Origin of the sequence: Mucilaginibacter robiniae, assembly GCF_012849215.1 — a bacterium.
GTDB lineage: Bacteria > Bacteroidota > Bacteroidia > Sphingobacteriales > Sphingobacteriaceae > Mucilaginibacter > Mucilaginibacter robiniae.
Map to the genome: position 1 here is coordinate 1,557,661 of NZ_CP051682.1, position 13,396 is coordinate 1,571,056.

Sequence of the window (13,396 nt, forward strand, 5' to 3'; positions counted from 1 at the left end):
CATAGTATTTAGTAAATTAGCCATCCTTTTATCGTGTCGGTTTTGAATTCAAGCTACTCTACACTCAAAAGCTATATAAAACATCTGTTAGCAGGCAGTCTGCTGCTGATACTGGCCAGTTGCTCTTTACAAAATAAGAGCGCTATCAACCGTAATCTGCAAAACTTAACAGCTCATTATAATATCCTATTTAATGCCAATGAGCTATTGCGTCAAAAGCAGGAAATTTATGCGGCTAGCTTTATTGATGCATACGACCGTATCCTGCCGGTTTACCAAGATACAATTGCACGTGGAGAAGGTACAGTTACTGATAAGGAACTGGATGCGGTAGTGGTAAAAGCTAACACCATTATAGCCAACAAGGAGCAAAGCCATTATGTAGGTGATGCTTACTTGTTATTGGCTAAATCAGCCTACCTGTATGGTAATTATTATAACGCTACCGAGTTTTGCAGCTACGTAGTACGCTCCTACCCGCAACAAACCGATTTGTTACAGGAAGCCCGATCATGGCAAATTCGGTCGCTGCTGTATTTACAATTGCTGCCCCAAGCCGGGCATGTACTCGACACCGCAATGCTGGATGTTACGCCTAAAAGTAAAAACGCAGCATTAATTTATGCAGCCGGTTTGCAGTATTATATTAATATACGAGAATACCCTCAGGCAGAAGAACTAGCCTTAAAAGCAATTGCAGCCACTCACCAAACCTTACAGCGCCGCCGGTGGACGTTCATTCTGGCCCAGTTACAGGAACTGAATGGCAAACCTGCCGAAGCCTACAATAGCTATACGCATATTGTGAACAGCAACGCAGCTTTCGAGATGGCCTTCAATGCTGATATTGACCGCATTCGGATTGAAGATAATCAGAATGGCCGTCATTTAAGCCGTGCCGATCGCTTGCGCAGCTTACTACGCAATGAAAACAACCGGGAGTTTACCGATCAGATTTACTACCAACTAGCCGAACTGGACTTAAGTAACAACAAGGTGGATGATGCTATTAAGAACTATCATCTATCAATAAAGAACAGTCTGAAAAATCAAACCCAGAAAGGATTAACCTATTTGCGTTTGGCTGATATCAGCTTTAAAAACAAAGCCGACTATGTGCAGGCCAAAAACTATTATGATAGTACCCTGCTTAACTTGCCTCCTAACTATCCGGGTTATGCCACCATTCGTAAAAAAGCGGATAACCTGCAATTACTGGCAGATCGATTACACTTGATAGCTCATGAAGATACCTTGCAAGCGCTGGCTACCCTGAATGAAACTGATCGGAATAAACGTATTGAAGAGATTGTGCAATTGAAATTGCAGCAGCAAACGGCAGGCGCCAACAGTAACAATCCTTTCACTAACACCGGCAACGTACAATTACAAGGCAACGGTGCACCTGCTGGCACCCCAACAGCCAATGGGAATAGTACTAACAGTACTTTTTATTTTTATAACACAGCTGCCATTAGCCAAGGGTTTAATGATTTTAAGCGCAAGTGGGGCAACCGCCGGCTGGAAGATAACTGGCGCCGCAGTGTACGCTCGAACAGCGATCAGACTATTAACACCTTAAACACTACGCAAAATGTTGCGCCTAGTGTACTCCCTGCCGATCTGCAAAAAAATGCTACCCAAGTAGCTGCCGATAATTATCGGCAAAGCTTATTGCAAAGTATCCCGCTTACGCCTGCTCAAAAAATACAGTCAGACTTACGCGTGTATAATGCTTACTTAGATATCGCCAACTTTTACCGTGATGTATTGAATGATAAGCCTGAGGCTATCCGCATTTATGAATTGCTGCTAGGCCGCTTTCCAGACGATCCTAACCGGCCGGCTATTTATTATAATCTGTACCGCCTGTATGCTGATGCACAACCTGGCAAAGCCGATGAGTATAAAAAAATATTATTGGACAAATACGCCAGCACCCCTTTTGCTAAAGTAATTACCGACCCTGACTATGCCCGCCACCTGGATGATCAGGATACTGAGCTGAACGCCTTATACAATCAGGTATATGATTTGTATGCACACCGGCAGTACGCACAGGTAATTACCCGCAGCGATGAATTACTAAAAATGTACCCGACTAGTAAACTAGCGGCTCAAATTGCTTACCTCCGCGCCCTGGCTGCCGGTCATAACGAGAAGCTGCAACCTTTTAAAGATGAGTTGCTGCAACTTACAACCAAATACCCTAACGACCGACTTATTACGCCGTTAGTAGTACAACACCTGAATTACATTAACGATAACCAGGCTGAAATGGCTACCCGTTCTGTAGTATTGGTAGATACTGATCCTGATACTATGCCGTTTATACCGGCACCGGTAATACAAAAGTCCACTAAGCAGCAGTTGGCGGCTGCACAGCCACAAGCTAAACCTGCCGCTCCGGTAAAAGCAACACCGGCAACTACGCCAGCTGTAGCCAAAACAGCGCCTGCTCCTACCAGCACACCAACTCCGCAGCCGGTTGAACCGCCTTCTATTTTTAATTTACGCGATAGTACGAACTACTTCTTTGTGATTAATGTAAGCACCGGAACAGTCAATTTATCCTCATCCCGGTTTGGTGTAGGGCAGTTTAACCGTACCAATTATCAGGGAGCCAACATTCAGCATCAGCTTAAACCCGTAGGTGAAAACAACCAGATGATTTACGTGGGTAGATTTTCGAGCCTGAATGATGCTAAATTTTATGCGCGCACTATTGTACCTTTGCTGCCGCAAATTATGAAAGTGCCGGCCGCCCAGTACAGCTTTTTTATTGTTACACAAGCCAACCTGGATAAAATAACCGACCGGAAGACGTTAGATAGTTATATTGACTATTATCAAAAACATTATTAAGAAATGATATTTAAACTTGCTCCACAAGACATTAAAAGATACAACCGCACTGTATGGGGAATTATACTAGGCTGCTTAGCCTTTGTAGTACTAATGTTTGCGTTGGCAGCCTTCAATGTTTTCGGCCAGTTACCTTCTTTCCGCGATCTGGAAAATCCAAAAAGTGATCTGGCTTCCGAGGTATGGTCGTCAGATAAACAATTGTTGGGTACTTATTATGTACAAAACCGTTCAAACGTTAATTACAATCAAATATCGCCTAATGTAATTCATGCCTTAGTATCTACCGAAGATAACCGCTTTTATGAGCATTCAGGTATTGATTTTGGCCGCACCTTTACCATCATCTTATATAACCTAGCCGGTAAAAAGCAAGGGGGTAGTACTATTACACAGCAGTTAGCACTGAATTTATTTTCTGAACGTTCACACAATCCGCTTAAACGTATTATTCAAAAACTACAGGAATGGGTAATTGCTGTACGTTTGGAGCGTAACTATACCAAAGAAGAAATTATAACCATGTACCTGAACACGGTTGATTTTGGTGCTTATAATACTTACGGCATTAAATCGGCTGCACGTACTTACTTTAGCACAACACCCGATAAATTAACGCCCGATCAGGCTGCTTTGCTGATCGGTATGGTAAACGGGCCTGGCATTTACTCGCCCATTCGTCACCCGGATAATGCGCAAAATCGTCGTAATTTTGTGTTAAAGCGCATGGCTGATGAAGGATTTTTAACTGATGGGCAAGCGGAAGAATTTAAACAAAAACCACTGGGTTTACGCTTTAACCCGATTGACCATAACGATGGTTTGGCTACCTACTTCAGGTCGGTACTGAAAAAAGATATTCAGCGCATTCTGGATCAACAAAATATTAACAAAGCCGATGGCACTCCGTATGATCTGGATCGTGATGGTTTGCAGATTTACACTACCATCAACTATACTATGCAGCAATATGCTGAAGATGCACAACGCACCTACATGCGCGATTTGCAAGCCCAGTTCAACCAGCATTGGCACGGTCACAGCTTATGGAAAGAAATTCCAGAATTTCAAACTCTGTTAAATCAGGGCATGCAACGCTCCGACCGGTATAAAGCATTAAAGCTGCAAGGTAAATCGGACGATGAGATTAAAGAAGATTTCAACAATCCTGCCAGCATGACTTTATTTACCTGGCATGGCAACATTGATACAACGATGAAGCCTATTGATTCGATAGTGTACTGCAAAATGATTATGCGTAATGCGCTCATGAGCATGGACCCTACCACCGGTTATGTAAAGGCTTGGGTGGGCGGTATCAACTTTGAGCATTTTAAATATGATCAGGTAAAAATGGGTACCCGCCAGGTAGGTTCAACTGCTAAGCCGTTTACCTATTCGGTAGCTATTGATAATGGCTACTCTCCTTGTATGCAGGTGAATAATGTACCTGATACCATTTATGGTTATGGTAAGCCTTGGTGCCCTGGCTCAGATCCATCAGAAACCGTACAGGGCATGATTACTTTACGCAAAGCTTTGGCACGTTCACAAAACTGGGTTACAGCTCACATCATGAAAGAGGTAAAGCCTGAACCAGTAATGGATTTGATTAAGAAAATGGGAGTTACCTCAGCAGTTCCACCCTATCCAACCATTTGTTTGGGTGTATTTAATGCTTCGGTTTATGACATGACTGGCGCTTACAGCGTTTTTGCCAATGGCGGCGTTTGGACAGAACCTATTTACCTGCTGCGCGTAACTGATAAAAACGGCAATATTTTGTACGATGGAAAACCTCGTGTAATACAAGCCATGAACGAGCAGACTGCTTATGTAATGACCTACATGCTGAAAGGTGTAATTGATGAAGGTACTGGCTGGCGCATGCGCAGCAAATATGGTTTGCGTAACCCTATAGGTGGCAAAACAGGTACTACCCAAAACAACTCCGACGGTTGGTTTATCGGCATTACACCACAGCTGGTTACCGGCATCTGGACCGGCTGTGAAGACCGTGCTTTGCACTTCCGTTCTACCCGTTTAGGCGAAGGTGCGAATACGGCATTGCCTATTTTTGCGTTATACATGAAAAAGGTTTATGCCAATGCAGCCTTAGGTATTAAGCAGAATGTGGATTTTGCCAAGCCTAAAGGCGGCTTAAATGTAACGCTGGATTGCGGCGCTTACAGCCAGCAGCAGCAAGGCACTACGGAGGTGGATAACAAGCTTGGATTTTAAATTAGATAGATTTTTAAGTATCAGCAGTAATTAAATTACGTACTGCTAAACTCATACGTATTTATCTATCATAAAAACTACGTACCAAAGCATGGCTATAGTATAGTAGCCATGCTTTGGTACGTTTTCACTCACGCCTACTAAGGCTATTCCTCGTCCATCCACTTCAAACAAAACCTAACTATTTATCATTTATTAGTTTACAACTTTTTTATACTTCCCCATAACGGGGAATGGGAAGCTATATGTTTGATTATCGGGAAGCATTAAAAAAAATTCCGCATAAACCGGGGGTTTACCAGTACTGGAATGAGCAAAATGAGCTGATTTACATCGGCAAGGCTAAAGATTTGCGCAATCGGGTATCATCCTACTTTGTAAAAGACCACCAGGTAAGTTCAAAAACTAAAGTACTGGTATCTAAAATACGCAACATCACCTTTACTATTGTAGATACCGAGGTGGATGCCTGGCTGCTGGAAAACAGCTTGATAAAAAAGCATAAACCTAAATACAACGTGTTACTGAAAGATGATAAAACCTATCCGTGGATTATCATCAAAAATGAGCACTTCCCACGTATATTCTGGACGCGGAACATTATACGCGATGGATCTAAGTATCTTGGTCCCTACCCTTCGGTAAGTATGATGCATACCATTTTGGGGGTAATTCGTGAAACGTATGCGCTACGTACCTGTAACTTGGCCTTAACCCCCGCCAATATAGCGGCTGGCAAGTTTAAGGTTTGCCTGGAGTACCAACTAGGCAACTGCAAAGGCCCTTGCCAAAATTACCAGACCGAAGATGATTATGACCGCAGCATTGGTGAAATACAGGATATTCTGAATGGTAAAATCAGCAATGTAATTAGAAACCTTAAAACTGATATGGAAGGTGCTGCCTCTAATCTGGATTTTGAGATGGCACATCGGCTAAAACGCAAATACGATTTACTGGAAAATTACCAGAGCAAATCAACTGTTGTGAACTCTTCCATTACCGATGTAGATGTTTTCAGTATTGCTTCCGAAGAAAAGCATGCCTTTGTAAACTACCTGAAGGTCATGAATGGTACCATCATCCAAACGCAAACGCTGGAGTTAAAAAAACGGATGGATGAATCGGATGCGGAACTGCTCTCTTTAGCGATATCTGAGTTCAGGAGCCGGTACAACAGTCAGTCGAAAGAGATTATTGTACCGTTCGATATTGAACTGGAAGATGCTCAAATCAAATTCACCGTTCCAAAATTGGGTGAAAAGAAGAAACTATTGGATTTATCGCAAAAAAACGTACAGTTCTTTAAACGGGAAAAGATTGACCAGTATGAAAAGCTGAACCCGGAAGTAAAACAAGAGCGCTTGCTGACGCAAATGATGAAGGATTTGCGCATGAACCAGCTGCCGCATCATATTGAGTGTTTTGATAACTCGAACTTTCAAGGCAAGTACCCCGTATCTGCCATAGTGGTGTTTAAAGATGCTAAGCCTTCTAAAAAAGATTACCGCTTCTTTAATGTAAAAACGGTAGAAGGGCCTAACGACTTTGCTACAATGGAAGAAGCCGTTTTCCGCCGATACCGTCGCTTACTAGATGAAGAGCAGCCTTTACCTCAGCTTGTTATTATTGACGGTGGCAAAGGCCAGCTTTCGGCTGCCCTGAAAAGTTTAAAGCTGCTGGGGATTGAAAAGCAGCTAACTGTTATAGGCATTGCTAAGCGCTTGGAAGAACTGTATTATCCAGGCGATCAGTACCCGCTATACCTGGATAAAAAATCAGAAACATTGAAAATCATTCAGCAGTTGCGGGATGAGGCTCACCGCTTTGGTATTACGGCTCACCGTAAAAAGCGTGATAAAGGCACGCTGGCAACCGAACTAGAACTAGTACCGGGTATAGGCCGTTTATCAGCCGAGAAGCTTTTAAAGTACTTTAAATCGGTAAAGAAAATACGTGAAGCTACCTTAGATGAGTTACAAGAAGTAGTAAATTTAAAACAAGCTCAAGCTGTAATAGCCTACTTCAAAAGTGAAAATACATTGCCTGCTTAAAGCTATACACAGCTTTTGCTAAAAATATAAATAAGGCCACTCATTTTTGTGAGTGGCCTTATTTATTATTGTTCAAAACTACTCAGAAAGTCAAGCAACGGATTAGCCTCCTGGAACTCATTACTCTGCAATACATCATCATCAAGTTGAAAAAAGGCCTTCAACTCTTTATGCTCTTCCAGATTAATACATTCAAAAGCAGTGTGCCAGTTATCAAACCGCCTGTTTTCAACAGGTGCTTCGCTAAGTACCCGCAGGGCACCATACCGGCCATCGTGCGTTATAGTATCTGATATTAAATCTACAGCTGGCTTAGGGCCTTCCAGTACTTGTATAAAGTGAGTTTCATCATGCGTACCAAACGCACCTTGCACACAAGCCAACACACCCGTTATATCCTGTTCTTCAATAAGTGTTTTTGATTGGTTTAACAGTTGGGTTAGCTCATCTTGAGGCAAAGAATGCTGAGCCTTACTTATAAAGATTCTATAAAAATACATGTAGATATCAGGTGTTGGATAATTGCGAAATATCTACAATAATAAGTTTTATAGTTTTAATTATATAATATTTCTTATAGCAATAAGTTAAGATAACTTCTTAACCAACAAGTCGTTGTATTTTTCCAGCAAACTAATGTACTTATCTTTCCATGATATTTCTGCAGGAGTCTCTCCATTAGCTTCACCATCTTTATGAATTGCCTTTGCCGCTCCATCTTTTGCAAACGTTTCTGGTGAAAACAACTCCGGAAATTCGTTTGAAAAATCATATTTAAGTACCTCACCCATACGGGATATTACTTCCGCTTTTAATCTTCTTTGCTCGAACCAGTTGTAAATTGATCTTCGGTTTACATTCATCATTTGTGCAAGCTCACTAATGCTGTAGCCATTACGTCTGATTACCTTTTCAATTACCTGTCCATAATGTTTCTCCATAACAATCTCTTAACTTTATAAGCAGACTAAGAATTATACACTCCTTATTTAATATATATTTTACAACTTAGTCACACTAATTTGATAACCTGCTATGCCATTCTTTAACAAGCAAACGCAGCTATCCAGCTTAATAGTCAAATTTTAAAATCAGGTACACAGGGCCTGTTTTATCAGCTACATTATATGATACACACTAACCAGATCGGGACTAACTATTAACCGTGTAACAACGGCTAAGCAAAGCGGGGTTCGGCAAATACATTGCATGATCATGTAACAAGTGCTTAGGCTATTCGAATATAAAAAATATATGATAATAAGAAGCTAATTTTACAAATATTTACCTTCTTCGCCTATTTCCTTTAGCATTAAGCAAAACTTATGCTGCGGGTACCTCAATACATCATTAATCAACTATATCATAGTAAAAGAAATTACCCGTGTATTAGTTTGGGTACAACCGATAAAAAAACTATTCCTATAAGGTTTATAGACATAAAAAATCCCCGGCTTTTAGGCCAAGGATTTTTTTATAATGGTGATGGTGCTTATTGGATTAGTATTGCCATAAATCCAACTCCCAATCCATTAATGTTTTTTTCACCTTTTCAGATTCATACAAACGGTCAATGCCTTGGGCATAATCTTTAATACGCTCGTCCTTATCGTTTGATACTTTAACAATTACACTGCTGAACAAACGTTTAACAAAAATATCATCGTAGCTCAGGCCGGTAGCATCATTATTATGGCTAATGGCTTCTTTCGTAGCCAGTACCTGCCGGGCATCCGGAAAATACACCCAGAACATCGGTTGATAATCGGTATCTAAACCGGCTACTTTCAACTTCATCATAGGCGCTATACCAATAATGCGAGGTTCAAATATAGAACGCTGTTTATCAAACACCCAATCTTCTTTAATACGGTAACGTACTACACTATCAGGGTTAAACTCGCCAGCTTGCATTACTGAACCAATCTCGTTACCATCTTTATCAAACTTCTTTATCAGCGTGCTATCAGCTAGCTTAGCTCTGGCTTTACCTGGCGTAAGCGGTGTTGAAAAAGCATCACCTCCCGGATCATCCTTAGTTGGAGCCGGATCGTAAGCGGTTAGCTCACCAGCGCTGATCGCATCCATCAAAATATCGATTAAACGGGCTTTTGGCGAAGCCATAAACGTATTCATCTTTTCCCGCACATCAATTTCACGCCAAATACGTTTGGCATACACTACGTCAGCTTCCCTCAAATTTGGATAAGGCGTTACTTTAGCGCTTAAAATGTTGGTCTTTTTGAAATAACCATCCAATGGGCGCTCAAAAGGCTTGCCGGCCAACTTTCTGGCTGTATCTGCAGATTGTGCATTGAAAGTAGTGCTAGCCGCATTACCCTGTGCTCCCGAAGCATTTACTTGCCGGGCTGGTGTACTACGCCGAGTACGGCGAGTGGTACGACGTTGTGCAAAAGTACTTACGCCCAACAAAAGGAATATGCCTACTACAAAAACCGTTCTTTTCATCTTTTTATCTTAGTTTGCTCTGAACACTATATCATCCAATCCACGTTGCGAGCCATCAGGGCCTACAGCAATAATGTTGGTAAATGCTACGGTAGAACCCGGTGTAAGTAAGCTCATGGCCTGACGCATCTGGCCGGAAAGCTCGCCACCACTGGTTGACAGCGGAATAGGATCTTGCCGAGGACGCAGAATAATCATATTGAAACGGGTAATGTTGAACTTAGCATCAAATTCAAAATTATCCAGTTTGGCAAATAAGCGATCTTGCGCTTTTAGGTTAGCTGTTGCGCTTGTACCACCGCTTTTGCCACCAAATACGGCTTTCGGGTCAGGAATACGCTTTACACGGAACTGTGTTGAACCCAACACTTGATTATGGCCCGGTGAAGCTTCGCCTGATACAGTAACTGTTGCAGTGCCCGGAGAGCTTACTTTAGCCTCGTAAGAGCCGCCTGAACCACTTACCGAACCACCTGTAATGCTTAAATGTAATTTATCTTTCGGAATACCTGGCGCTGAAACCGACAACGGGTTGCCTACACCAATATAAAGTACATTCATTTTATCAGCAGCTACTGTAGCTGATGGTTTTGCTACCTGGTAGGTTTGTGGCGCTGTTTTATACTCTTTAAAAGTACCATCATTCTGGCGTACACGTATGGTACCTACCCAGGTACGGATACCTTCGCCGCTGGTACCTGTAGCGTATTGACCTTTACCATCTACTACTTGTAAACGTGAACCGTTTACAGCAATATCAGGGCTTGATTTAGAATCAGATGCAGTCAGGAACACTTCAGCTTTGTAAGGCTGACCGGCAATGATGTAGCTGCTTGGTGCTACAGCAACAGCTGCAAATTTATCCAGGTTCACTACAGCCTGATCAACTTTACCCAAAATGCGTTTTACCACGTCCGATTCAGCGTTTTTTGCATCAGCCTGCACTTTGTTCAGCGAGGTCATGGCAGCACCCATCGGGATACCATCACCAAAGTAAGCTTCTTCCCATTTCAGTTTAGCATTCCCCTTTTTAGCTTCAGGTGCATCGGCTGATAATGATAGCTTGGTAGTTTCCCGTTCTTTAGGATCAAGCAATGCTAACAGCTTATCACGTGTTTCATCAATCTTTTTGTGCAGGGCTTCACCGTTTTTATGATTAACCATTAAATCGGCTGATATATCCAGGTTATCACGACCTTTATAATCGCCCAGATTTTCGTCGAAGCCACCTGCTTTTTCAATCAACTGCTTTTTTAAACCTTCTACGTAATCGTCCAGCTCCTTAGCAACGGTGCTGGCCTGTTTCGCTTTATCGTAAATAGGCTTAGCCCGGTCAGGCTGCTCTTTCAGCTTTGTTTTTTCAAAGGCATCATAAGTGTTATTAATACCAGTTTGTACATTTGATTTAGATGCCGAAAGGCTGTCGCTGATATTTTTAAATGCATTTAGCAAACTATCGGGCACGTTTAGCGCAACTAAACCCAATAGTACCAAGTACAGAATGCCTATCATTCGCTGCCTTGGGGTTTCTTTACCTCCAGCCATGTGTTGTTGTTAATCTAATAATTGGATGTGTAATGATTGTTAGTTTGGTAATTAATATCAAACACGTGGTTGGTTCATAGCAGTTAGCATGTTACCATAAATGGAGTTTAATGCACCCAGGTTTTTAGCTAAACGGCCTACTTCATCTTTAAAGTTATTAGAATCATCTAATGATTCGTTGAAGTTGCTCATTGTAGCTGATAAATTCTGATAGAATTTATTCATTGATTTCAGGTGAGCACTTGAATCCTGCAGTTCCAGTTCATACACAGCATTTAGTGCACTCAGGTTTTTAGCCAGGCTGGTTACTTGCTCATGGTAAGCTTTAGCATCAGTTCCAGAAGAAGCCAACTCATTCAGATTAGCTGAAGCTTTAGCAAAAGCGCCACTCAAGTTATCATAGCTGGTACCTGCAGCTTTCAGTTTGGTAGCAAATTCGGTAGTAGCAGCTCCGGCATCCGCTACTTTAGAGATAGAAGAAACTTTGTCGCCAAAGGTTCTTAAACCTTCACCTAATGAACCAATCAGTTCCGGATTAATTTTAGCATCAGCCAGCATTTTATCTAGTGCTGCGGTGTGCCCGGTGCTTTGCAGCACAGGTGCTGTAGCGGTGTTGGCAGTAATAGTAGGTTGCTCAGGCCCACCATCAGAAGAGAAGAAACCTAAAAGTGCAAACAAGAAAGCTTCTGTACCTAAACCTACAGTAATGAAGGTAGAGGCATAAGGCCAGTGTTGAATTTTAAATAATAAGCCAATAATTACTACGGTGGCACCGAAGTTAATTACGCTGCCTACCCATGCTGGGGCTTGTTTTTTGTTAGCCATAAATTTGATGTTGCTGTTTAATTTGGTGTTAGTTAGTTTTAAATAAGATCTTTTATACGATGGGAGTTATCGTTTGTCTCTGAAATCACGACCCACAAAGTGTGATACGCAACGGAAACCAATGTAGGCCTTTGCACTATCCTGATACTCATAAGTACGAGTTGAATTTTGCAGAAAATAGCCAATATCTTTCCATGAGCCGCCGCGTACTACTTTACGCTTCATTACCTCAGGATCGGTAGATTTAGCATCGTAGTTAAAAGTAGGGTTCATATCGTGCACAAAGGTAGATGAGGATTCATCAAAGGCAGATAAAGTCCATTCGGCTACGTTACCGGCCATGTTATATAGGCCATAATCATTCGGGAAGTAGGAGCGTACTGATACAGTAGTAGGACCACCATCATCAGTATAGTTACCACGACCAGGTTTAAAGTTAGCCTGCAAACAACCTTTTGAATTTTTAATATAAGGACCACCCCAAGGATAATCTGTGCCAATACGGCCACCACGCGCTGCATATTCAAATTCAGCTTCAGTTGGTAAGCTATAATCTAAACGGCGGGGTAAATGGCGGGCATCTTTATAATTTTCATTATAACGCTGACGCCAAATGGTAAACGCACGTGCCTGACGCCAATTAACGCCTACTACCGGATAATTCTGGTAAGCCGGATGTGAAAAATAACCTTCTACCATGGGTTCGTTAGCTGCATAAGCAAAGTCATTCAGCCAAACCAACGTATCGGGGTAAATAGCTATAGTATCACGGAAAATGAAATCAGAACGTTTTTTGGTTTTATCAAAGCGTAAGTTAGAAGCTTCACGCAAGTTGGTTATGGTATAGTTATACTTCAGCAAGCGAACATCCAGTTCATTTCGCCCCAAAATCTGATCATCGCCCTGGTAATACATACCTTGCAGCTTGCCTGAGTTTGAAGCTTGTCCTTTACGGGCACCGTTCCAAACCGGGTATTTTTTTACATAATCCCAGTTAATGTATTTTTTATTGCCTGCTGCGTTAGCATCTTTAGGCTTAACGTAATATTTATCGTCGTTCAGGTAGGTAGTAATAGCGATAGAGTCGCGCACCCAATTTACAAATTGGTGGTACTGGCTGTTACTCACCTCAGTTTGGTCCATGAAAAATGGAGAAACGGTAACCTGCTTGGTTTGTGAAATTTGTGCAAAGGTTACATCCTGATCGGTTTGCCCCATCAAGAAAGAGCCACCTGGCACGTACACCATGTTATAAGGCAGTTCGGGTCTGAATAAACGCTGACGAACGCCAACCACCTCTCCCCTATCACTGGTACCACAACCACTCCATACCGCACCTGACAATAACAATAAAAGAAAGTAAAATCTCCTCATCTCCAAATTGATATTCAATTACA

General features: G+C 41.9%; 9 protein-coding genes. 3 read left to right on the forward strand and 6 right to left on the reverse strand.

Features of this window, described 5'->3' with window-relative positions; genetic code table 11:
- Window positions 1-33: 33 nt before the first annotated feature.
- The 3 genes from porW to uvrC all read left to right on the forward strand — a co-directional run bounded on the left by porW (window position 34) and on the right by uvrC (window position 7,160).
- A complete protein-coding gene (gene porW / locus HH214_RS06950) occupies window positions 34-2,865 on the forward strand; it encodes a type IX secretion system periplasmic lipoprotein PorW/SprE (RefSeq protein WP_169606635.1) in 2,832 nt (943 codons plus the stop codon).
- Between the two features lie 3 nt (window positions 2,866-2,868).
- Window positions 2,869-5,106: a penicillin-binding protein 1A gene (locus HH214_RS06955; RefSeq protein WP_169606636.1), complete on the forward strand. Its 2,238-nt coding sequence runs from the start codon at window positions 2,869-2,871 to the stop codon at window positions 5,104-5,106.
- A gap of 233 nt (window positions 5,107-5,339) precedes the next feature.
- A complete protein-coding gene (uvrC, locus tag HH214_RS06960; RefSeq protein ID WP_169606637.1) occupies window positions 5,340-7,160 on the forward strand; it encodes an excinuclease ABC subunit UvrC in 1,821 nt (606 codons plus the stop codon).
- A gap of 65 nt (window positions 7,161-7,225) precedes the next feature.
- On the opposite strand, the gene HH214_RS06965 is transcribed toward uvrC, so the two are convergent.
- The 6 genes from HH214_RS06965 to porK form a co-directional block, all read right to left on the reverse strand.
- Window positions 7,226-7,660, reverse strand: a complete 435-nt coding sequence (locus HH214_RS06965) for a BLUF domain-containing protein (RefSeq protein WP_169606638.1) — start codon at window positions 7,658-7,660, stop codon at window positions 7,226-7,228.
- Window positions 7,661-7,747: 87 nt separating this feature from the next.
- The gene (locus HH214_RS06970; RefSeq protein WP_169606639.1) at window positions 7,748-8,101 is read right to left on the reverse strand and encodes a helix-turn-helix transcriptional regulator; all 354 of its coding nucleotides are present in this window, start codon (window positions 8,099-8,101) and stop codon (window positions 7,748-7,750) included.
- Window positions 8,102-8,660: 559 nt separating this feature from the next.
- Complete coding sequence (gene porN, locus HH214_RS06975) at window positions 8,661-9,629, reverse strand: type IX secretion system ring subunit PorN/GldN (RefSeq protein ID WP_169606640.1); 969 nt, start codon at window positions 9,627-9,629, stop codon at window positions 8,661-8,663.
- Between the two features lie 9 nt (window positions 9,630-9,638).
- Window positions 9,639-11,174: a type IX secretion system motor protein PorM/GldM gene (gene porM / locus HH214_RS06980; protein WP_169606641.1), complete on the reverse strand. Its 1,536-nt coding sequence runs from the start codon at window positions 11,172-11,174 to the stop codon at window positions 9,639-9,641.
- 57 nt (window positions 11,175-11,231) lie between these two features.
- Window positions 11,232-11,999: a type IX secretion system motor protein PorL/GldL gene (gene porL / locus HH214_RS06985; RefSeq protein WP_169606642.1), complete on the reverse strand. Its 768-nt coding sequence runs from the start codon at window positions 11,997-11,999 to the stop codon at window positions 11,232-11,234.
- 66 nt (window positions 12,000-12,065) lie between these two features.
- A complete protein-coding gene (porK, locus tag HH214_RS06990; RefSeq protein WP_169606643.1) occupies window positions 12,066-13,373 on the reverse strand; it encodes a T9SS ring complex lipoprotein PorK/GldK in 1,308 nt (435 codons plus the stop codon).
- Window positions 13,374-13,396 lie beyond the last annotated feature (23 nt).